The sequence below is a fragment of the Variovorax sp. Soil_C_26 genome (assembly GCF_057657075.1).
This window is the reverse complement of record NZ_JBDGJC010000001.1, coordinates 604927-625484: the sequence shown is the minus strand read 5'-3', so window position 1 is coordinate 625484 and position 20558 is coordinate 604927. Positions and strand designations below refer to the sequence as shown.

Genomic DNA, 20558 nt, shown 5'->3' with positions numbered 1-20558 from the left:
CGGTTCTAAGTCCTTTTTCGCAGTGTAGCGGCGCACTTGCGCCATGCCGGAAACGCGACGGCGTCGCCAAGGTGACGCCCCCGGGGGCTTCCCCGATGGGAGCGGCGCGCGGCTCGGCTTAGGCTGCGGCCTGCCTTTTTTCCTTGTCTTCTTTTCCCCGCCCGACCGACCATGCAAACACGCCCGCACCACGCGTTCTGGCCCAAGCGCCTGCCGCATTCGATCACCGTGCCCGCCACCTCGCTGTGGCACAACCTGGCGACTTCGGCGGCGCGCTACCCGGACAAGGCGGCGCTGGTGTTCTTCGGCCGGGTGACGTCGTACCGCGAGCTGGCCGACCAGGTCGAGCGCCTGGCCGGTGCGCTGCATGCGCTGGGCGTGAACCGCGGCGACCGCGTGGTGCTCGACATGCAGAACTGCCCACAGCTCGTGGTGGCGCACTTCGCGATCCTGCGCGCCAACGCGGTGGTGGTGCCGGTCAATCCGATGAACCGCGCCGAGGAACTCAAGCATTACATCGTCGATCCCGACGCCAAGGTGGCCATCACCACCGGCGATCTCGCGGGCGAATTGGCGAAGGCGAGCAATGCGCTGCCGCCTGAGGAGCGGCTGGCTCACCTTGTGGTGACGCAGTTCACCGATGCCTTCGACGCCGACGCGGGCGGCGACGACGCGCCCGCGCCGGCCTGGAAGGACTGGCTCTGCACGCGCCATGCGCTGCCCGAACTCGACGGCGGCCAGGTCACGGCCTGGACCGATGCGCTCGCGGCCGGCCATGCCGCGCCCGCGCACGTGGTGGGCGCCGACGACATGGCGCTGCTGCCCTACACCAGCGGCACCACGGGGCTGCCCAAGGGCTGCGTGCACCACCACTCGAACCTGATGCACAACGCGGTGGCGGGCCAGCTCTGGGGCCAGGCGACCTCCGAGGCGGTGGTGCTAGCGGTGGTGCCGATGTTCCACATCACGGGCGTGGTGAGCATGATGCACACCGCGATCCTCGCTGGAGCCACGCTGGTCGTCATGCCGCGCTGGGATCGCGAGGTGGCCGGGCGCCTGATCTCGCGCTGGAAGGTCACGAGCTGGACCAACATCCCGACCATGGTGATCGACCTCATGGCCAGTCCCAATTTCGCAGGCTACGACCTCTCGAGCATGAACTACATCGGCGGCGGCGGTGCCGCGATGCCGCAGGCCGTGGCGCAGCGCCTGTTCGAGCAGTACGGGCTCAAGTACCAGGAAGGCTACGGCCTCACCGAAACCGCCGCGCCCTCGCATACCAATCCGTCGGACCATCCCAAGCAGCAGTGCCTGGGCATTCCGTTCATGAGCACCGATGCGCGCGTGGTCGACCCCGACACGCTGGCGGAACTTCCGGTCGGCGAATCGGGCGAGATCATCATCCGTGGGCCGCAGGTGTTCCAGGGATACTGGAAGCGCCCCGACGCAACGCGGGCGACGTTCGTGGAGTTCGAGGGCAAGCGCTTCTTCCGCTCGGGCGACATGGGCCGCATGGACGAGGACGGCTACTTCTTCATCACCGACCGGCTCAAGCGCATGATCAATGCGAGCGGCTTCAAGGTCTGGCCGGCCGAGGTGGAACTGCTGATGTTCCGTCATCCGGCGATCCAGGAAGCCTGCGTGATCTCCACCAAGGACAGCTACCGCGGCGAGTCGGTGAAAGCGGTGGTGGTGCTGCGCCCCACGCACAAGGACACCACCGAGCAGGAGATCATCGACTGGTGCCGCGAGAACATGGCGGTCTACAAGATCCCGCGCAAGGTGCAGTTCGTCGACGCGCTGCCCAAGAGCGGCAGCGGCAAGGTGATGTGGCGGCTGCTCCAAGAGGACGAGAACGCCTCGGCCACACCCGCCGCCGCCGCGTAACAGGCGGTTCGCAGGCGCGGCCCCGGGCGCTTCGCGCGGAGAATCCGTGGCTTTCGCCGCCACGGTCTTCTCTTCATCGCCTGCCATGCCCCTGCGCCTCTTTCGCCATCTGCTCGCCTGCTGTGTCCTGGTGGCCCTGCCGCTCGCGTCGCAGGCCGCTGCGCGGACTTGCCTCGTGGTCGGCATCAGCGATGGCGATACGCTCACGGCGCGCTGCGGGCGCATCGGGTCGTACGAGGAGGTCCGGGTGCGCATCACGGCCATCGACGCGCCCGAATTCTCGCAACCCTACGGACGGCGCAGCAGGCAGGCGCTGAGCCGGCTGTGCTACCTCGAGCAGGCACTCATCACCGAGCGCGACACCGACCGTTACGGCCGCACCGTGGCCGACGTGCGCTGCGACGGCCAGGACGCCGCCACCTGGATGGTGACGGAAGGCTGGGCCTGGGTGTACGACTTCCATGGCAGCGCCGCGCGGCACGGCGGCAAGCTGGACGAGTTGCAGCGCAGCGCGCGCAAAAAGCGCGTGGGGCTGTGGGCTGGCGCCAGGCCCACGCCGCCTTGGAAGTGGCGCCAGCGCCAGCGCGAGAGCCGGTCCGAGGGCTTTGCGCCGTTCTGAGCTGCCGCGCTCAGCAGGCGCCGCCGTAGAGGCAGCGCAGCGACGGCACGAAGAGCCCCGCGACAAAGCTCACCGCACACACCACGAGCATCAGCAGCGCGAACATGCGCAGGCCTTCGGCGCTCCAGCGCGGCGCGAAGATGCTGACCAGGAAGCCGGAGGCAAAGGTGCCCTCGAGCCAGGCCGCGCCGCCCCAGCGCAGCACCCAGAGCCAGAACGCCGCATCGAGCGCATGCAACGCGATCCAGAAGGCCAGCGACATCTCAGGATTCGCTGCGGCCCTGCACGTCGGCGACCACGCGTGCATTGCGCTGGAAGCTCCAGTAGGCGCCCGCCCAGTCCATCATCACGACGATGCGGTTTCGAAAGCCGATCAGGAAGTAGGCATGCGCAAACAGCCAGAAGAGCCACGCGAGCCGGCCGCTGAATCGCAGCGGACCAAACGGCGTGCCGAGGTCCACCACTGCTGAATTGCGGCCGATGGTGGCGAGGTTGCCGTAGTCGCGGTAGCGAAAGGGCACGGTGGGCTCGCCGGCAATGCGGCGCAGGATGTTTGCGGCCGCCGCGCGGCCCATCTGCTTGGCGGCAGGCGACACGCCGGGCACGGGCTTCGGCACCTGGCCGGGCGCGTGGCTCAGCGCCGCCGCGAGGTCTCCGACCACGCTGATCTCGGGATGCCCGGCCAGGCTCAGGTCGGGCTCGACCTTGACGCGTCCCGCGCGGTCGCATTCGGCGCCGGTCACCTCGCCGAGCATGCGGCCGAGCGGCGAGGCCGCCACGCCCGCGGCCCACACCACGCAGCTGCTGTCGACGCGATAGCTGCTGGGCGGCGCGCCATCGGCGCCGCCGCCTCCGGACTGCACTTCGAGGCCATCGGCATCGATGGCCGTCACGCGCGCATTGAGCCGCACGTCGACGCCGAGCCGCTCGAGCTGCTCGAGCGCCTTCTGGCTCAGGCTCTCGGGCATCGCCTGCAAGACACGCGGGCCGCCTTCGATGAGCAGCACCTGCGCGCTGCCCGGATCGATGTGGCGGAATTCGCCCGCGAGCGTGTGGCGCGCGATCTCGGCCAGCGTGCCGGCCATTTCGACGCCGGTCGGTCCGGCGCCGATCACCGCGAAGGTCAGCCGTGCGCGGCGGCGCTGCGGATCGGTCTCGATCTCGGCCGCCTCGAACGACATCAGCACGCGGCGGCGGATCTCGAAGGCATCGGCCAGCGTCTTGAGGCCTGGCGCGAGCGGTGCCCATTCGTCATGGCCGAAGTAGCTGTGCGTGGCGCCTGCGGCCACGATGAGGTGGTCGTAGGCCACGCGGCTGCCGTCGGCCAGATGCACCGCACGTGCCGCCGGATCGATCGCGCCGACATCGCCGAGCAGCGTGGTGATGCGCGGCTGCCGGCGGAACAACGCGCGCACCGGGGCTGCGATCGACGGTGCCGCAAGGCCGGCCGTGGCCACCTGGTAGAGCAGCGGCTGGAACAGGTGATGGTTGGTCTTCTCGATCACCGTCACGTCCACATCGGCGCGTTCGAGCTTGCGGGCGGCTTCGAGCCCGCCGAAACCGCAGCCGACGATGACCACGTGCGCACGGGCGGGGGCATTGGGGCTTTGCATATCGAACGGATGATACGCAGCCGCCGTGCACGCCGCCGCGTCTTGTGCCAAAGTGGCCGTCCCTTGGCCGATCGCCGGACGTTGACATTCTTCCGGGCGAGCGAGCGAGTGCGCGAACTTGTCCTACGCGCCGCCGTCACGCCGATCGGCTACAACTTCCGGCTGACCCGACTGGAGACACCATGACGCTTTCCCGGCCGATCACCCCGGCGGCGAGCGCACTGCGCGACAGGTTTCGCGAGGTGCGGGCCGCCAGCCTGGCGCTCGCCGCGCCGCTCTCGGCCGAAGACCAGTGCATCCAATCGATGCCGGACGCGAGCCCGACCAAGTGGCACCTCGCGCACACCACTTGGTTCTTCGAGACTGTGCTGCTTCAACCGCATGCCGTGGGCTACACGCCGTTCGACACGCGCCTGCACTACCTCTTCAATTCGTACTACGAGGCGCTTGGCCCGCGCCATCCGCGCCCGCAGCGCGGGCTGCTCACGCGGCCTTCGGTCGACGAGGTGCGGGCCTACCGGCGCCATGTCGACGAGGCGGTGCTCGCATGGCTCGACAGCGACATCGGCGCGCAGGACTGGGCAACCATCGAGCCGATCCTGACGCTCGGCCTGCACCACGAGCAGCAGCACCAGGAGCTGCTGCTCACCGACATCCTCCATGCGCTGTCGTGCAACCCGCTGCTGCCGGCCTACAAGCCCGCCGCAGGCCCGGCCCTGCGGCTCGCGGCCGTGCCTGTGCCCATGCGCTGGCTGTCGCGGCCGGGCGGCGTGGTGCAGGTGGGCCATGAAGGCCCGCAGCGGGGTTTTGCCTTCGACAACGAGACGCCGCGCCACGCAGCGCTGCTGCAGCCGCATGCCATCGCCGACCGGCTCGTGAATTGCGGCGAGTACGCGCAGTTCATCGCCGACGGCGGCTACCGGCGTCCCGAGCTCTGGCTCTCCGACGGCTGGGCCGCGGTGCAGTCGCTGGGCTGGCGGCATCCGGCCTATTGGCTCGATGCCGACGACCCGCGGCTCGGCGCGACGGCGCAGCAGCACCAGGCCGGCTGGCATGTGTTCGGGCTACACGGCGTGCGGCCGATGGAGCCCGATGCGCCCGTGTCGCAGCTGAGCTTCTACGAGGCCGCGGCGTATGCCGAATGGGCCGGCGCGCGGCTGCCGACCGAGTTCGAATGGGAGGCCGCCTTCGACACGCCCGGCATCTCGCAGATGACCGGCCATGTCTGGCAGTGGACGCGCTCCTCCTACGACCCGTACCCCGGGTTCAAGCCCATGCCCGGCATCGCGGCCGAATACAACGGCAAGTTCATGGTCGGCCAGCTGGTGCTGCGCGGTGGCAGCCTCGCGACCCCAGCCGGGCACACGCGGCCCAGCTACCGCAACTTCTTCCCGCCGGCCGCGCGCTGGCAGTTTTCCGGGCTGCGGCTCGCCAAAGACCTTTGAATCATGCGCAATCCCTCCAGCTCGTCGTCTTCCTTGTCGTTCGCCACGGCGCAGCAGCAGCGCCAGCCTTCTACCGATGCCCCGCTGTCGGAATTCGGCCGCGCGATGCTCGCGGGGCTGTCGCGCCGCCCGCGCAGCATCTCACCCAAGTTCTTCTATGACGCCGCGGGCTCGCAGCTGTTCGACCGGATCTGCGATCTGCCCGAGTACTACCCCACGCGTACCGAGCTGCGCATCCTCGGCGAATGCGCAGCGGAGATCGCCGAGCAGGCCGGTCCGGGCGCCGAGATCGTCGAGTTCGGCGCGGGATCGCTGACCAAGGTGCGGCTGCTGCTCGATGCGCTCGAAGCGCCGAAGCGCTACCTGCCGATCGACATCTCGGGCGAGCACCTCGAAGCTGCCGCAGAACGTTTGAAGGCCGACTATCCCGCGCTGGCCGTGCAGCCGATCGCGGCCGACTACACGATGCCGCTGGTGCTGCCCGCGCCGCTGCCGGGTGCGGGCAAGCGCGTGGGCTTCTTTCCCGGCTCGACGATCGGGAATTTCGAGCCCGACGATGCGCTGGCCTTCCTGCAGCTCGCGGCGCGCATGCTGCGCGGCGGCGGGCTCCTGATCGGCGTCGACCTCGTGAAGGCCCCCGACCGGCTGCATGCGGCCTACAACGACGCGCAAGGCGTGACCGCGGCGTTCAACCTCAACCTGCTGCAGCGCGCCAATGCCGAGCTCGATGCCGACTTCGACATCGACGCTTTCGCGCATTCGGCGTTCTACAACGCGCCGAAGCAGCGCATCGAGATGCATCTGGTGAGCCGGCGGGCGCAGAGCGTGTCGCTGTGCGGCGAGCGCTTCGGCTTCGAGGAAGGCGAGACGATCCACACCGAGTACTCGCACAAGTTCACTGTCGACGGGCTGCGGACGCTGGCGGTGAAGGCGGGGTTTCGGCCGGGGAGGGTATGGACGGATCCGGAGAGGCTGTTCAGCGTGCATTGGCTGGGGGCTTGAGTTTTTCCGAGGCGCCGGGTCTCGTCCGGGCCTCCATTCGCGCCCGGCTGTTCTTGCTCCCTCTCCCTCCGGGAGAGGGCAAAAGAGGGCCGACCTGTAGCTCGCCCGCCGGGGCGAGACCCGACCCCGAAAAACAAGCCAGTCCGCGGATGCACAATACCCCCTCGCGGGCCAAAAAAGCCAAACACAGAAGCACCCGCACCCTGGAGAGCAGAACATGAAAGCAACCTGGAACGGCGTGACCATCGCCGAGAGCGACGACACCGTGCTCGTCGAAGGCAACCACTATTTCCCGATGGACTCGCTCCACCGCGAACACGTCACCTTCAGCAACCACAAGACCACCTGCCCCTGGAAGGGCATGGCCAGCTACTACTCGCTGCTGGTCAACGGCGAACTCCTCACGGATGCCGCCTGGTACTACACCGACCCCAAGCCCGAAGCCGATCAGATCCGCGACCGCGTGGCATTCTGGAAGGACGTGAAAGTCACTGCATCGTGACCACGGCCGCCTTCGCGCCGCCGTTCGTCGCGCCCGCCGAACTCACGGCCGCGCTGCGCGAGCAGGGCTATGCGGTGCTGAGCCCGCAGGCGGTGAGCGAATGGCTCGGCATGCCGCTCGACGCACTCGAGGCGCTGCATGCCGACTGGAGCGACCTTCCGCCCGACGAATACCTGAAGGACGGCGGCCGCTACCGCACGCGGCGCCACGCATGCTTCACGGTCGAGGGCGATGCGGTGGCGCAGGTGCCGCACCGCGCGCACTGGCAGCCGGTCGAATACAACGCGCTGCATGGCGGCATGCAGCGCTGGTTCGCGCCGATGCACGAGGCGACCATCGTGCAGCCGGCGTGGCAGCGGCTGATGCAGCGCCTCGCCGAGGCCGCGAGCGGCATGCGCGGCCATGCCGCGCGGCCCTGGTTCGTCGAGGCGCACCAGTTCCGCATCGACACAGCGGGCGGCATCGGCCGGCCCACGCCCGAGGGCGCGCACCGCGATGGGGTCGATCTCGTTGCGGTGGCGCTGGTGGGCCGCAGCGGCATCAAGGGCGGCGAGACGCGCGTCTTCGAGGCCAATGGACGGCGCGGGGAGCGCTTCACCATGACCGAGCCATGGACGCTGCTCCTGCTCGACGACGCGCGCGTGATCCACGAATCCACGCCGATCCAGCCGCTCGACGAGGGCAGCGCCGGCTGGCGCGACACGCTCGTCGTCACCTGCCGCGCTGAGGGTTTCCAGGGGGATTGATCCCGCTGGTCCGAGTCCTACAGTGTCTGCCCCGGCACAGGGGTTAAATTCGAGGGCCGGCTCCGCGCGAGCCGCGCCTGTCTGTATGCGAACGAAAGTGAGGTCCGCCAATGTTCAATCACATCCTGGTTCCGATCGACGGCTCCGAAACTTCCATGCTCGCCGTCAGCAAGGCCAGCGGCCTGGCATTGGCTTTCGGAAGTCGGATCACGCTGATCCACGTGATCGACAACTACCCCTTCATCGGCGTGGGCGCCGACTATGCGCTCGGCCAGAACGAATACCTTGCCGCCGCCACGGCCAGCGCCAATGCGGCGTTGGCGCGCGGCGTGGCCGCGCTCGCGGCCGAGGGCCTGCACAGCGACCAGCGCGTGATCGACGGCCATGTGGTGCATGAAGGCATCGTCGACACCGCGATCGCCATCGCGGCCGACCTGATCGTGATGGGCTCGCACGGCCGCAGCGGCATCGAGAAGCTGCTGCTCGGCAGCGTCACGCAGCGTGTGCTGCAGGACGCGCCGATGCCCGTGCTCGTGGTCAAGGGCGGGCTGTAGCAGGCCCGCAGAGCGCGGCGAGCGTGAAGTCCGGCGCACTGCGAAAGCGCACCGGCTGCTGCGTCGCCGGATGCACGAAGCCCAGTTCGCTCGCATGCAGCAGCAGCCGTGGGGCGCGTGCACGGACCTCGTCGCTGCCGTAGAGCGCATCGCCGAGGATCGGATGGCCGATCGACAGCAGATGCACGCGCAGCTGGTGCGAACGTCCAGTCAGCGGCTCGAGCAGCACATGGGTGGCCATCATCGCCGCGCCATCTGAAGAAGAACTCACAGCGGCCGAGCCGAGCTCACGCCAGCGCGTGAGGCTGGGCTTGCCCGCCGGGTCCACCTTCTGCAGCGGACGCCGCGGCCAGTCGGCCATCAGGGGCGCATCGATGACCGACCACGCCTGCTCCTTCTCGTGTTGTACCGGCATCGCGCCGTCGACAATGGCTTCGTAGCGCTTGTGCACGAGGCGGTCCGCAAAGGCATCGCCGAGCGCGCGCTGCACCGCGGGGCTGCGCGCCAGCAGCACGAGCCCGCTGGTCGCCATGTCGAGGCGGTGCACGATCAGCGCGTCGGGCCAGCGCCGCAGGGCGCGCGCGCTCAGGCAGTCCTGCTTGTCCTCGCCACGCCCGGGCACGCAGAGCAGGCCGGCGGGCTTGTCGAGCACCAGCAGGTGGGCGTCTTCGTGGACGAGGGTGATCGCATCGAGGTCGGTCATGGCTGCGCCGGAGTGTAGAGACCTGGCGCTCGGCTATCCTCAAACGAATGTCCGGCCCCGCCCCCGCTTCTTCTTCCGCACCCAGCTTTGCCGACCTCCGGCGCGAACGGCCCTTCATGCGGCTCTGGGTGGCGCGGCTCTTCGGCACCGCAGCCTCGCAGATGCTGATGGTGGCCATCGGCTGGCACATGTACGAGCTCACCGGCAGCGCCTGGGACCTCGGGCTCGTCGGCCTCTACCAGTTCGTTCCCGCGCTGCTGCTGGCGCTGCTGGCCGGTCACGTGGTCGACCGGCACCACCGCGGCCGCATCGTGGCGGCCTGTTTCGCGGTGCAGGGCATCGTGGCGCTGGCGTTGCTGGCCGCGGTGCTGCGTCAGGGTGACTCGCGCGGCCTGTTGCTCGGCCTGTCGCTGGTGCTCGGGGCGGTGCGCGCGTTCCAGATGCCGGCGCAGCAGGCGCTCACGCCGCTGCTGGTGCCGCCCACCATGCTGCCGCGTGCGATGGCCTTCAGCTCGGCCGGCATGCAGGGCGCGATCATCGGCGGGCCCGCGCTCGGCGGGCTGCTGTTCGTGGCGGGCATGGCGGTGGTGTACGGCGCGACGGTACTGTGCTTCGCGGTGGCCTGCACGCTCGTGCTGCGGCTGCGCTATGCCCACACGCCGGCCGCGCGCGAGCCGGTCACGCTCGCCACGGTGTTTGCGGGCGTCGACTTCATCTGGAAGCGCAAGCCCGTGCTGGGTGCGGTCTCGCTCGATCTTTTCGCGGTGCTGCTGGGCGGCGCGGTGGCGCTGCTGCCGATCTATGCCAAGGACATCCTGCACACGGGGCCGTGGGGGCTCGGGCTGCTGCGCAGCGCGCCGGCGGTGGGGGCGCTGGTGATGTCGATCGCGCTCACGCGCCGACCGATCGAGCGGAACGTCGGCCGCACGCTGCTGATGGCGGTCGGTCTGTTCGGGCTCTGCATGGTGGTGTTCGGCATCTCGCGCAGCTTTATCGTGTCGCTGATCGCGCTCGCGGTCTCGGGCGGTGCCGACATGGTCAACGTGGTGATCCGGCAGACGCTGGTTCAGCTGGAGACGCCCGATGCCATGCGCGGCCGGGTGAGCGCCGTGAATTCGATCTTCATCGGCGCCAGCAACCAGCTCGGCGAGTTCGAATCGGGCGCCACGGCGGCGCTGCTCGGGCCTGTGGGCTCGGTGGTGCTCGGCGGCGTGGGCACCATGCTGGTGGCGCTCGGATGGTTCCGGCTCTTTCCCTCGCTGGCGCAGCGCGACCGGCTGGTGGTGGCGTTGCAGCCGGTCGTGCGCAGGTAGCCGCGCCAGCGTTTCAGAAGTGCGAGAACGCCGCGGGCGCGTGGAGCGTGAGATCGCCCTGCGCCTCGGCCACGCAGGGCAGGATCCAGCCCTCGGCCTTTTCCTCGGCGCTCAGCCCGGGCCATTCGATGGTGTGGCGCGTGCGGCCCGAGACCACCTGGCAGATGCAGGTGCGGCAGGTGCCGTTGCGGCACGAGCTGGACATCTCGATGCCGGCCGCCGCGGCGGCTTTCAGCAGCGTGGTACCGGCCTCGGCGTCGAAGACCAGGCCCGACGGTTCGAGCCGGACCTTCACCGCGCGGGCCGCGCCTGGTGCTGCTGCTCGCGGCGTTGCTCGCGCAGCATGAAGAGGTACAGGCTCTCGACCTTCTCGCGCGCCCACGGCGTCTTGCGCAGGAACTTGAGGCTCGATGCCACGCTCGGGTCGGTCGTGAAGCAGCGCACCGGGACCATCTCGCCCAGGCGCTGCCAGCCATAGTGCGCGGCCAGCGCGCTGACGATGGCTTCGAGCGTGAGCCCGTGCAGCGGGTTGCGCGGTTGCGCCGGCGGCGGGGGCGCCACCGGGGTGCCGGGCGCTGGCGCGTCGCTCACTTGTTCTTGAGCTTGCCGCGCGGGATCACCGCGGTGGTGAGGGTGCGCACCGGCTCGATGCCGCCGCCCACCGGTTTCGGCGGCGCGTTGTCCTTCTTCGGTTTCTTGGCTTCCTTGCTCGTGCGTTGCTGACCTTTGGCCATATGGCGTCCTTCCGATGCCGCGTGCGGCGTTGATCAGCAGGCAGTTTAGCTGTGCGGCGACAATACGCGGTTCCATCCGATTCCCCAGCATCCATGTCCGATTACGAAGTTCGCCCCGCCACCATGCGCGACGCCAAGGCTGTCGCCGAGATCCACGCCGTGGCCGCCAAGGCTGCCTACGAAGGTATCCTGCCCGAAGAAGAGTTGCGCGCGCTGACGCCCGCCACGCGCGAAGCCAAGTGGCGCGAGGCCATCGAGTTCAGCGAACCGCAGGTTCAGGTGGCGGTGCACGACGGCGAAGTCGTCGGCTTCGTCGGCTTCGACCGCTCGCGCGACCCCAAGACGCCGTCCACCACGGGCGAGATCTGGGCCATCTACGTCAAACCCGAGCACTGGGGCAAGGGCGTCGGCGTCGCGCTCTGGGACGCCGCACGCGAAGGCCTCGAGGAAGAGGGCTGCACCACCGTCACCATCTGGGTCCCGATCCGCAATGAGCGCGCCATGCGCTTCCACGAGCTCGCAGGCTTCAAGCGCGAGATGAAGACCGCCAAGACCACCGCGCTCGGCACGGTGCGCATCGAAGAAATCCGGCTCAAGCGCAGCGTCGTCTGAGCGGCTTGCGGATAAGCTCTCCGCTTCCCTGTTCAACTTCCGACTCTCTCCATGGCCTCCAGCCTGCTTCTGCTGCTTGACGATATCGCGACCGTCCTCGACGACGTCTCGGTCCTCACCAAGGTCGCTGCCAAGAAGACAGCCGGCGTGCTCGGCGACGACCTCGCGCTGAACGCGCAGCAGGTCTCGGGCGTCAAGGCCGAGCGCGAGCTGCCGGTGGTCTGGGCCGTGTGCAAGGGCTCGCTCGTCAACAAGGCCATCCTCGTGCCCGCCGCCCTGGCGATCGGGACCTGGCTGCCATGGCTGGTGACGCCGCTGCTCATGGTCGGCGGCGCCTTCCTGTGCTTCGAAGGCTGCGAAAAGCTCGCCCACAAGTTCCTGCACAAGGAAGAGCACGCGGCCGACACCGCGCGCCACGAGCAGGCGGTGGCCGACGAAGCCGTCGATGTGGTCGCAGTCGAGAAGGACAAGATCAAGGGCGCTGTGCGCACCGACTTCATCCTGTCGGCCGAGATCATCGCCATCACGCTCGGCACCGTGCAGGGCCAGCCGTTCACCACCCAGCTCAGCGTGCTGGTCGGCATCGCGATGATCATGACGGTCGGCGTCTACGGCCTTGTCGCCGGCATCGTGAAGCTCGACGACGCGGGCCTGCACCTGAGCAAGAGCACGAGCGCGGCGGCGCGCGGCCTGGGACGCGGCATCCTGGCGGCGGCCCCCTGGCTCATGAAGGGGCTCTCGATCGCCGGCACGGCGGCCATGTTCCTCGTGGGCGGCGGCATCCTGGTGCACGGCGTGCCGAAGCTCGGCCATGCGGTCGAGGCCTGGGCCGAAGCCGCGGGCGGCGTGTTCGGCACGCTCGGCTCGATGGCGGCCAATGCGGCGGTCGGCCTCGTGGCCGGCGCCGTGGTGCTCGCGGTGGTCGAGCTCGTCAAGAAGCTCCGCCGCTGAGCCTCAGCGCCGCCCCTTGGCGCGCTGCACCAGGTCGACGACCACCAGCGCCACGCCGAGCACCAGCGCGAACCAGCCGACGAGGTAGGCGCCCGCGATCATCTCGAACCACCGTGTGCCTTGCAGGAAGCGCGGCGCCAGCAGCACGGCGGCGCCGATCACGATGCAGAGGATGCCGCGGTCGCGTGTGCGGAGTTGTTTGGAGGCCATGGTTGTTTCGGGCGAAAGCGGTGTGGGTGTGGAACGGGAGGTGCACCATTGTCGCAAGGAGAGGCCGGGCAGAATCGACAGCCCGCAGACATCGAAAAGCCGCCGCCATGACCCTCGAAATTCCGAAGGACGCCCGCCCGCAGGCCATTGCCTCCATCGAACGCTACGTTCGCGAGAACATGGACGAGCCGATCGGCAATGTCGCGGCAGGGGCGCTGCTGGGCTTCTTCCTGGAAGAGATCGGCCCCATCGTCTACAACAAGGCCGTGGCCGACGTGCAGGAGCGATTGCAAGCCCGGGTGTCCGAAGTGGACCTCGAGGTGCACGAGGACGAATTCCAGTACTGGCGCAAGTTCGATCGCCAAAAAAAGAGCCGGTAAGCCATTGGGGCGCCCTTGGCGATGCGTCCAGACGTTGCAGAATCACGGGCCATGCACCACCACCGCCGCCAGCCGTCCATCCTTTCTTCCCCCGTGCTGCGCCGAACGCTCGCCGCCTTGCCGCTCGTGCTGGCGGCCTCGCTGGCCAGCGCGCAGCAGCAGAGCCCTGCCGCCTTCCCGCTCGAAGCGGTCGGCTACCTCAACGAGGAACTGCCGCGCATGGAGGCGGCCGTGGCCGCCAGGGACCGCGGCTTCTTTCACGGCGCGATCGCCCGGACCGTCGAGTTCTCGGAGCGCTGGGGCTTCAAGGTAACCGCCAACCCCGAGCTTGCGCCCTACGCGATGTGCACCTCGGCGGTGATGGACTACACGGTGGTCGGCATGTGCCGGCTCATGCCCAACGACGACGCCTGCGAGCCGGGCCTTGCATCGCGCTTCGAGGCCGAGCTGCAGCGCTGCCGCGACATCGCGGCGGCGAAGAAGTAACACCGCCCCTTCGTGGGCATCGACGGAGACATGCCATGGACTACGCGCGCTACCAGACCCTTTCCATCACCCGCCGCGGCGCCAACGGTGCAGTGCTCGACATCCAGATGCGCGCCGCCAACGGCAAGCTGCCGACTGCCGGCCACGACGGCCACCGCGAGCTGGCCGAGATCTGGCGCGACGTGGCGGCCGACGACAGCGTGCGCTGTGCGGTGCTGCGCGGCGAGGGGCAGGGCTTCTCGGGCGGCGGCGACCTTGCGATGGTGCAGGACATGACCACCGACGACGTGGTGCGCCAGCGCGTGTGGAAAGAAGCGCGCGACCTGGTCTACAACATCATCAACTGCGACAAGCCGATCGTGAGCGCCATGCACGGCCCGGCGGTGGGCGCGGGGCTCGTGGCGGGGCTCCTGGCGGACATTTCGATCGCGGCGAAGAACGCGAAGATCGTCGACGGCCACACGCGCCTCGGCGTGGCCGCGGGCGACCATGCGGCCATCGTCTGGCCGCTGCTGTGCGGCATGGCCAAGGCCAAGTACCACCTGCTGCTGTGCGAGCCAGTGAGCGGCGAGGAAGCCGAACGGATCGGGCTGGTGTCGCTCGCGGTGGACGAGGCCGACCTGCTCGCGCGCGCCTACGAGGTCGCCGACCGGCTCGCGGCCGGCAGCCAGAGCGCGATCCGCTTCACCAAGTACGCGCTCAACAACTGGCTGCGCCAGGCGGGGCCGACCTTCGACGCCTCGCTCGCGCTCGAGTTCATGGGCTTCGCGGGCGCCGACGTGCGCGAGGGCGTGGCGTCGCTGCGCGAGCGGCGGGCGCCGAACTTCGGCTGAAAGAACTCGGCTGAGGAAGGCCGCCCGATGCGGGCCTTCAGGCCGCGCGCAGCCCCTGCAGCGTCTGCAGCAGCACCACGCGCGTTTGCCCGAGCACCATGCCCTTCCATTCGTCGTTGTCGCAGTAGAACGCGTCGCGCAGCTGGCGGCGGATCTCGCGCTGCTGCGATGCGGGCGCCTCGGGGTGGCGGCGCAGCCAGGTGTCGGCGCGCAGGCGCGTGAGCACCTCCAGGTCGGGCAGGGTGCCGAACTCCAGCCCCATGGGCGCGATGCGCGCGCCGGGGCACTCGTCGTAGGCGATGGACACCACCGGCCCCGACACGTCGGCCGACGCCGAGTCGCCCGCGAACGGCGCGAACACGTCGGCGCCCCACCAGGCGTGCGCCAGCGCGAGGTCTTCGGGCGTGTTGCGCCCCGGGTAGATCTTCTCGCCGTGGCCGTAGGGGCCGAGCCCGGTGTGGATGTCGATCCATCCGATGTGCGTGGCCGCGGCCGCGTAGCTGCGCAGGATCGCGCGCATCGTGCGGTTGCTCCACGACGGCGCGGTGCCGCCGTAGAAGAGCCCGTCGGGCGAGGTGTACTGGCCTTTGGTGACGGCTTCGCGGAAGGCGCGCATGCCGTGCTGCGCGATGTAGGCGGAAAGCGCCGCCTCGTCGGCGGGCGTCGGCGGCCAGCTGGCCGGCAGCACCAGCGGCTCGACCTCGGCATAGCCCGCGTTCACCGGCAGCGGCGCGCCGAAGTCGATGTGGTTGCGGTTGAGGTCGATGTTGTCTTCATTGGTGCGGTGCAGGTGCGAGAAGCCGTGCGGGTTCACCGCATGCACCAGCAGCAGCGCCACGCCGGCCTGCGCGAGGCGGCCCAGCAGGTCCGCGTCGTCGAGCGTGGCGACCTGCGCGCCCGAGCCGCAGAAGCCCTCGGGCCCATGCGTGCCGGAGGTCACGAGCAGCAGCTTCTTCGCGTCCTTCGCGCCGATGAGTGCCAGGTCGGTGGCCAATTCCTCGCCGAGCGCACCGCGGTGCGCGGGGTGCACGAAGCTCTCGATCGCTGCGCCGCGCGCGGAGGCTGCGTCGAGGAACTTGGCGCGGGCTTCGGCATAGGTGCCCGAGAAGTGGCGGGCGCTGCCGCCGGCGGATGTCTGCATGGGAGGAACTCCTGTTGTCGTGCGCGAATCATGGTGGAAAGACGATCCCGGGCGCGCCGGCTTGCCAAGGCGCATGCCTGTGCATGGCGCGCTCGAACAGCGCCGACGCGGTCCAGCCCGCCAGCCAGCGGTGCAGGTGCGGCCACGGCTGCATGCCGAACCATGCGGCATCGACCATCGCGAACTGCCGCACGAAAGGCATGACGGCGGCGTCGGCCAGCGCCGGCGCTGCACCGAAGAGCTGCCCCGCCGGCGCCAGCAGGGCGTCGAGCCGCAGCAGGAACTGCGCGCCGCGCTCGCGCGCATCGGGGGCCGCGTCCTCGAAGCGCTGCGGGTACTTGTAGCGGTCGAGCTGCGGCTTGAAGCCGTTGTCGCACTCGGCCACCAGCGCGAGCATGTCGCCGAGCGAGCCCGTGGCCGGCGCCAGCCAGTGCATCGGGTCGCTGCGCCCGAGCGCCCAGTGCATGATGTCCAGGCTCTGGTCGATCACCGTGCCGTCGGGCAGCACGAGCACCGGCACCGTGCCCTTGGGCGAGGCGGCGAGCATGTCGGCCGGCTTGTGCTTCAGCACCACTTCGCGCAGTTCGCAGCACTGGCCGCTTGCGAGCAGCGCAAGGCGCGCGCGCATCGCATACGGGCAGCGGCGAAAACTGTAGAGGACGGGCAGCGGCGGCTGTGGCATCACGCGTTCAGCCGCTGCATTCGCCGCAGGTGCCGTGCAGCGTGAACGCGGTCCGGCGGGCGTCGATGCCGTGCTTGCGCAGTTCCCGGCCCAGCCGACTCATGACCTTGGGCAGCTCGGGATCGGCGGGCAGTGCGAGCACCTTGTGGCACTGATCGCATTCGAAGCGGTGGCCCGATGCGGCGTCCACGTGGCGCGAGAAGCGGTTGGTGCGGTCGGCACCGACGCGGCGATCGCACAGGCCGGCCTCGACCAGGCGGTCGAGCACGCGATAGACGGTCACGCGGTCGGGCCGCGTGCCGGCTGCGGCGGTGTAGGCGGCGACCAGGTCGTCGTGCGTGAGTGGCTGGGAGGCCTGCGCCAGCAGCGCCAGCACCGTCTGCGCCGCGCGCGTCACGCGCAGGCCGGCGGCGCGCAGCAGGGCCTCGCTGTCGAACGGTGCGGCGGACGGGGAGGGCTTTGGGGGCGGGCGCATGGTTTTCTCGGAACGCCATTGTGTTGCATTCTGCGGGGTCCCGGACTGGCCGGTCCGAATGCGCTAAGGTCTGGTTCCTTGAGTCCTTTCGAATACCTTTTTGCCGACGACCATGTCCCGTCCCTCCATCGAAATAGAAACCGCACCTCATCCCACCGCCGCAGTCATCGTGATGCACGGCCTGGGTGCCGACGGCAACGACTTCGTGCCGATCGCGAACGAACTCGACCTGTCGTCCGTGGGCCCCGTGCGCTTCGTGTTTCCGAACGCGCCGATGATCCCGGTCACCATCAACGGCGGCTACCAGATGCCGGCCTGGTACGACATCGTGATGTCCGACCTCGGCAAGCGCGAGGACGAGGCCGGCCTGCGTCGCTCGCAGGCAACGATTGAGGCGCTGATTGCGAACGAGAAGGCGCGCGGCATCGCGGCGGTCCGCATCGTGGTGGCGGGCTTCTCGCAGGGCTGCGCGATGGCGTTGATGACCGGGCTGCGCCACACCGAGCGGCTGGCGGGCATCGTCGGTCTCTCGGGCTACCTGCCGATCGCCGCCACGACGGCGGCCGAACGCCATGCCGCCAACCACGAGACCCCGGTGTTCCTTGCCCATGGCCGGCAGGACCCGGTGGTGCCGCTGGCGCGGGCGCTGCAGTCGCGCGACGCGCTCGCCGCGCTGGGCCACGCGGTCGAGTGGCACGAGTACCCGATGGCGCATTCGGTCTGCATGGAGGAGATCGCCGACCTGAACCGCTTCCTGCTGCGCGTGCTCGCCTGAAGCCATGGTCCCAGCTATCGAAAATGTAGCGGGCGCGCAGCATAGCGGAAGCCGGGTTTCCCTGCACGAGCAGTGCCCGGGCGGCCGTGCTACCTTCCAGCCCCTCAGGAATTGACGGGCATAACAATATGAGCAGCAGATTGCAGGAGAGGCTGGGTGCGCTCTCGGCCGCGCGGTTGAAGGGGATGCGGCGCGGCATCGAGAAGGAGAGCCTGCGCGCGCTGCCCGACGGCAAGCTCGCGCTGACGCCGCATCCGGCTGCGCTCGGGGCGGCGCTGACCCACCCGCACATCACCACCGATTTCAGCGAATCGCAGCTGGAGCTCATCACGGGCGTGCATGCCGACGTCGAGGCGGCGGTCGACGAGCTGACCCGCGTGCACCAGTTCACCTACCGCGTGCTTGATTCGCTGGGCGACGAGCGGCTCTGGGTGTCGAGCATGCCCTGCGGCCTGCCGACCGACGAAACCATCCCGATCGGGCGCTACGGTTCGTCGAACGTGGGGCGCGCCAAGAGCGTCTACCGCATGGGGCTGAGCCACCGCTACGGCCGCCGCATGCAGACCATCTCGGGCATCCACTACAACTGGTCGCTGCCCGACGTGACGAGCGACCAGTACTTCGCGTTGATCCGAAACTTCCGCCGCCACGCCTTCCTGCTGTTGTACCTGTTCGGCGCCTCGCCCGCGCTGTGTTCGAGCTTCGTGGCGGGTCGCCCCCACGAGCTGCAGCCGCTCGGCGACGGCAGCATGTTCATGCCGCACGGCACCTCGCTGCGCATGGGGCGCCTGGGCTACCAGAGCGACGCGCAGGCCTCGCTCGCGGTGAGCTACAACAGCCTCGACGGCTACGGTGCCTCGCTGCAGGACGCCCTCACGCGGCCCTGGCCCGGCTACGAGGCGATCGGCATCCGCAACCTCGGCGGCGACTACAACCAGCTGGCCACGAGCCTGCTGCAGATCGAGAACGAGTTCTACGGCACCATCCGCCCGAAGCGCGTCATCCACCCCGGCGAGCGTCCGTTGCATGCGCTGCGCGAGCGCGGCGTCGAGTACGTCGAGGTGCGGCTGATGGACCTCGACCCGTTCGAGCCCGTCGGCATCAACGCGCAGACGATGCGCTTCATCGACGTGTTCCTGCTGCAGTGCCTGCTCGCCGACAGCCCCGACGACACGCCGCAGGAAATCGCCGAACTGGCCCACAACCAGCACCTCACCGCCGCGCGCGGGCGCGAGCCGGGCCTGCGCCTGCTGCGCGGGGGCCGCGAGGTGGCGCTGGCCGACTGGGGCGTCGAGCTGGTCGAACAGTGCCTGCCGATCGCCGGGGCGCTCGACGCCGCCCACGGCGACACGCAGCACGCCGAGGCGGTGCGCGCCGCGCTGGCGGCGCTGCAGGCACCAGACAGCCTGCCATCGGCCCGCGTGCTGGCGGCCGTCGAATCGCAGTACGGCAACTCCTTCATCGGCTTCGTGCGCGACCGCTCGGAAGCCGCGCGCGCCGCGATGCTCGCGCTGCCGTTCCCGCCCGAGCAGCAGGCCGGGTTCGAGCGCATGACCGAGGCCTCGATCCAGGAACAGAAGCGCATCGAGGCCGCCGACACAATGCCGTTCGAGATCTATCGCGAGCAGTACGTGTCGCCGGCGCGGCTGGGCATCGGCCACGCGAAGCTGCCCGTCGCGGCCTGAGGCCTCAGCCGCCCAGCACCCGCTCCGTGTCCTGGCCCAGGTTGGGCGCGGGCCGGTGGATCGCGGTAGGGGTCGCGGAGAACAGGGCGGTCGGCCGCGTCACCACCGTCGCGCCTTCCGTCGGATGCGCCACGGTCTGGAACAGGCCGGTGCTCTTTGCCTGGGGATGCGTCTTGATGTTGTGGATCGAGTAGAGCTCGGCCACGGGAATGTCCATCTCGCTGCAGACGTCCATCAACTCACGCGTCGTGTGCTGTGCGGTGATGTTGCGCAGTTCCGCGTAGATGGCCTGGATGTTCCTGTTGCGATCGGTGCGGCTCGCGATGTTGAACTGGTCGATGAACTCGCCGCGTCCGAAGTGGTGGAAGAAAGCCTTCCAGTGCTGCTCCGTGTAGGGCAGCAGGGCGATGTGCCCGTCCTTGGTGGGCGAGGGCTTGCGGCCGCCCTTGAGCAGCCGTGCGTAACCCGCTTCGGCGATCGGCGGCTCGAAGCCCTGGCCACCCAGGTGTTCCGTCATGGTGAAGGCGACCATGGTCTCGAACATCGGCACCTCCACGTACTGGCCTTCGCCGCTGCGCGCCTGGTGCACCAGCGCACCGAGGATGGCGTTGGCCGTGGCCAGGCCGGCGATCTTGTCGGCCAGCAGCGTCGGTGCGTATTCGGGCGCACCGCTCTCGTGGCCCATCAGGTGCGCCAGGCCGCAGGCGCCCTGGATGATGTCGTCGAACGCGGGCTGGCCCGCGAACGCACCGCCTTCGCCGAAGCCGGTGGCGGCGCAATAGACGATGCGCGGGTTGATCCGCCGCACTGCTTCGTAGCCGAAGCCCAGCCGCTCGATCGCCCTGACGCGGATGTTGTGCACCAGCACGTCGCACCGAGCGACGAGCCCGCGTAGCTGCGCGTTGCCCGCCTCGGTCTTCAGATCGATGCACACCGAACTCTTGTTGCGGTTGATGTTCATGAAGGTCGAGCTCATGCCGGGCGAGCGGCCCACGCCATTGGCACGCATCAGGTCGCCCTCGGGCGGCTCCACCTTGATCACGTCGGCCCCGTAGTCGGCCAGCACCTGCGTGGCCACGGGGCCGAGCACCACGGCGGTCAGGTCCAGCACCCGGATGCCATCGAGGGGGCCGCGGCGCGGGGGCCTGGCCGCGGGTGCCGCGTCGGTGGGTGTCGTCTCGTTCATGGCAGGGCCTCGCGTCTCATCGTT

26 protein-coding genes are annotated in these 20558 nt (G+C 69.4%); 15 read left to right on the top strand and 11 right to left on the bottom strand.

What is annotated here, in order from left to right; all coding sequences use genetic code 11:
- Positions 1-171: 171 nt before the first annotated feature.
- Together AC3A6G_RS02840 and AC3A6G_RS02835 are read left to right on the top strand one after the other, a co-directional pair.
- Positions 172-1887, top strand: coding sequence for a long-chain fatty acid--CoA ligase (locus AC3A6G_RS02840; RefSeq protein ID WP_487858183.1), 1716 nt, complete (start codon positions 172-174; stop codon positions 1885-1887).
- Positions 1888-1972: 85 nt separating this feature from the next.
- On the top strand, positions 1973-2506 hold the full coding sequence (locus tag AC3A6G_RS02835; protein WP_487864022.1) for a thermonuclease family protein: 534 nt from the start codon (positions 1973-1975) through the stop codon (positions 2504-2506).
- Between the two features lie 10 nt (positions 2507-2516).
- Here AC3A6G_RS02835 and AC3A6G_RS02830 read toward each other — a convergent pair whose 3' ends face one another.
- The gene (locus AC3A6G_RS02830) at positions 2517-2768 is read right to left on the bottom strand and encodes a hypothetical protein (RefSeq protein ID WP_487858181.1); all 252 of its coding nucleotides are present in this window, start codon (positions 2766-2768) and stop codon (positions 2517-2519) included.
- A 1-nt stretch (position 2769) separates the two neighbouring features.
- Positions 2770-4119 carry an NAD(P)/FAD-dependent oxidoreductase gene (locus AC3A6G_RS02825; RefSeq protein ID WP_487864021.1) on the bottom strand — a complete coding sequence of 450 codons (1350 nt, stop codon included), beginning with the start codon at positions 4117-4119 and terminating at the stop codon, positions 2770-2772.
- 182 nt (positions 4120-4301) lie between these two features.
- Between AC3A6G_RS02825 and egtB the strand changes: the two genes are divergently transcribed.
- The 5 genes from egtB to AC3A6G_RS02800 all read left to right on the top strand — a co-directional run bounded on the left by egtB (position 4302) and on the right by AC3A6G_RS02800 (position 8368).
- Positions 4302-5564: an ergothioneine biosynthesis protein EgtB gene (gene egtB, locus AC3A6G_RS02820; RefSeq protein WP_487864020.1), complete on the top strand. Its 1263-nt coding sequence runs from the start codon at positions 4302-4304 to the stop codon at positions 5562-5564.
- Between the two features lie 3 nt (positions 5565-5567).
- On the top strand, positions 5568-6566 hold the full coding sequence (egtD, locus tag AC3A6G_RS02815) for an L-histidine N(alpha)-methyltransferase (protein WP_487864019.1): 999 nt from the start codon (positions 5568-5570) through the stop codon (positions 6564-6566).
- 217 nt (positions 6567-6783) lie between these two features.
- Positions 6784-7068, top strand: a complete 285-nt coding sequence (locus AC3A6G_RS02810; RefSeq protein ID WP_487858177.1) for a DUF427 domain-containing protein — start codon at positions 6784-6786, stop codon at positions 7066-7068.
- Positions 7065-7814 (top strand): 2OG-Fe dioxygenase family protein, encoded by a 750-nt coding sequence (locus tag AC3A6G_RS02805; protein ID WP_487858176.1) that lies wholly within the window; start codon positions 7065-7067, stop codon positions 7812-7814. The genes AC3A6G_RS02810 and AC3A6G_RS02805 overlap by 4 nt, the downstream gene beginning before the upstream one ends.
- 110 nt (positions 7815-7924) lie before the next feature.
- On the top strand, positions 7925-8368 hold the full coding sequence (locus AC3A6G_RS02800) for a universal stress protein (RefSeq protein ID WP_015866434.1): 444 nt from the start codon (positions 7925-7927) through the stop codon (positions 8366-8368).
- Here the strand turns inward: AC3A6G_RS02800 and AC3A6G_RS02795 are convergent.
- Complete coding sequence (locus AC3A6G_RS02795; RefSeq protein WP_487858175.1) at positions 8352-9071, bottom strand: RluA family pseudouridine synthase; 720 nt, start codon at positions 9069-9071, stop codon at positions 8352-8354. The two genes, AC3A6G_RS02800 and AC3A6G_RS02795, sit on opposite strands and share 17 nt — an antisense overlap.
- A gap of 116 nt (positions 9072-9187) precedes the next feature.
- On the opposite strand from AC3A6G_RS02795, the gene AC3A6G_RS02790 reads away from it, so the two are divergent.
- Complete coding sequence (locus AC3A6G_RS02790) at positions 9188-10384, top strand: MFS transporter (protein ID WP_487858623.1); 1197 nt, start codon at positions 9188-9190, stop codon at positions 10382-10384.
- Positions 10385-10397: 13 nt separating this feature from the next.
- Here AC3A6G_RS02790 and AC3A6G_RS02785 read toward each other — a convergent pair whose 3' ends face one another.
- The 3 genes from AC3A6G_RS02785 to AC3A6G_RS02775 are packed head-to-tail and all read right to left on the bottom strand — an operon-like array spanning position 10398 to position 11118.
- Positions 10398-10679, bottom strand: a complete 282-nt coding sequence (locus tag AC3A6G_RS02785; protein WP_487858174.1) for a 2Fe-2S iron-sulfur cluster-binding protein — start codon at positions 10677-10679, stop codon at positions 10398-10400.
- The gene (locus AC3A6G_RS02780; protein ID WP_487858173.1) at positions 10676-10975 is read right to left on the bottom strand and encodes a VF530 family protein; all 300 of its coding nucleotides are present in this window, start codon (positions 10973-10975) and stop codon (positions 10676-10678) included. The genes AC3A6G_RS02785 and AC3A6G_RS02780 overlap by 4 nt, the downstream gene beginning before the upstream one ends.
- Positions 10972-11118: a hypothetical protein gene (locus AC3A6G_RS02775; RefSeq protein ID WP_487858172.1), complete on the bottom strand. Its 147-nt coding sequence runs from the start codon at positions 11116-11118 to the stop codon at positions 10972-10974. Before AC3A6G_RS02775 ends, AC3A6G_RS02780 begins: the two co-directional genes overlap by 4 nt.
- Before the next feature lie 93 nt (positions 11119-11211).
- Here AC3A6G_RS02775 and AC3A6G_RS02770 point away from each other — a divergent pair, with 93 nt between their 5' ends.
- The gene (locus tag AC3A6G_RS02770; protein WP_487858171.1) at positions 11212-11730 is read left to right on the top strand and encodes an N-acetyltransferase family protein; all 519 of its coding nucleotides are present in this window, start codon (positions 11212-11214) and stop codon (positions 11728-11730) included.
- Positions 11731-11781: 51 nt separating this feature from the next.
- On the top strand, positions 11782-12681 hold the full coding sequence (locus AC3A6G_RS02765) for a DUF808 domain-containing protein (protein WP_487872994.1): 900 nt from the start codon (positions 11782-11784) through the stop codon (positions 12679-12681).
- 3 nt (positions 12682-12684) lie between these two features.
- Here the strand turns inward: AC3A6G_RS02765 and AC3A6G_RS02760 are convergent, their stop codons facing one another.
- On the bottom strand, positions 12685-12891 hold the full coding sequence (locus AC3A6G_RS02760) for a hypothetical protein (protein WP_487864017.1): 207 nt from the start codon (positions 12889-12891) through the stop codon (positions 12685-12687).
- Positions 12892-12998: 107 nt separating this feature from the next.
- Between AC3A6G_RS02760 and AC3A6G_RS02755 the strand changes: the two genes are divergently transcribed.
- Genes AC3A6G_RS02755 through AC3A6G_RS02745 form a run of 3 tightly spaced genes read left to right on the top strand, consistent with a single transcriptional unit; the run spans position 12999 to position 14590 of the window.
- Positions 12999-13271: a DUF2164 domain-containing protein gene (locus tag AC3A6G_RS02755; RefSeq protein WP_487872993.1), complete on the top strand. Its 273-nt coding sequence runs from the start codon at positions 12999-13001 to the stop codon at positions 13269-13271.
- Positions 13272-13322: 51 nt separating this feature from the next.
- A complete protein-coding gene (locus tag AC3A6G_RS02750) occupies positions 13323-13757 on the top strand; it encodes a hypothetical protein (protein ID WP_487872992.1) in 435 nt (144 codons plus the stop codon).
- Between the two features lie 35 nt (positions 13758-13792).
- The gene (locus AC3A6G_RS02745; protein WP_487872991.1) at positions 13793-14590 is read left to right on the top strand and encodes an enoyl-CoA hydratase/isomerase family protein; all 798 of its coding nucleotides are present in this window, start codon (positions 13793-13795) and stop codon (positions 14588-14590) included.
- Between the two features lie 37 nt (positions 14591-14627).
- Here the strand turns inward: AC3A6G_RS02745 and AC3A6G_RS02740 are convergent, their stop codons facing one another.
- Genes AC3A6G_RS02740 through AC3A6G_RS02730 form a run of 3 tightly spaced genes read right to left on the bottom strand, consistent with a single transcriptional unit; the run spans position 14628 to position 16888 of the window.
- The gene (locus tag AC3A6G_RS02740; RefSeq protein ID WP_487858165.1) at positions 14628-15731 is read right to left on the bottom strand and encodes a M14 family metallopeptidase; all 1104 of its coding nucleotides are present in this window, start codon (positions 15729-15731) and stop codon (positions 14628-14630) included.
- Positions 15732-15759: 28 nt separating this feature from the next.
- Entirely contained in the window at positions 15760-16413 is a 654-nt protein-coding gene (locus tag AC3A6G_RS02735; RefSeq protein ID WP_487872990.1) for a glutathione S-transferase, read from the bottom strand.
- Between the two features lie 7 nt (positions 16414-16420).
- Positions 16421-16888 (bottom strand): Fur family transcriptional regulator, encoded by a 468-nt coding sequence (locus tag AC3A6G_RS02730; protein ID WP_487858163.1) that lies wholly within the window; start codon positions 16886-16888, stop codon positions 16421-16423.
- 112 nt (positions 16889-17000) lie between these two features.
- On the opposite strand from AC3A6G_RS02730, the gene AC3A6G_RS02725 reads away from it, so the two are divergent.
- Both AC3A6G_RS02725 and gshA read left to right on the top strand, forming a co-directional pair.
- Positions 17001-17663 carry an alpha/beta hydrolase gene (locus AC3A6G_RS02725; protein WP_487872989.1) on the top strand — a complete coding sequence of 221 codons (663 nt, stop codon included), beginning with the start codon at positions 17001-17003 and terminating at the stop codon, positions 17661-17663.
- Between the two features lie 128 nt (positions 17664-17791).
- Entirely contained in the window at positions 17792-19348 is a 1557-nt protein-coding gene (gene gshA, locus AC3A6G_RS02720; protein ID WP_487872988.1) for a glutamate--cysteine ligase, read from the top strand.
- A 4-nt stretch (positions 19349-19352) separates the two neighbouring features.
- Here gshA and AC3A6G_RS02715 read toward each other — a convergent pair whose 3' ends face one another.
- Positions 19353-20534, bottom strand: coding sequence for a CaiB/BaiF CoA transferase family protein (locus AC3A6G_RS02715; RefSeq protein ID WP_487872987.1), 1182 nt, complete (start codon positions 20532-20534; stop codon positions 19353-19355).
- Positions 20535-20558 lie beyond the last annotated feature (24 nt).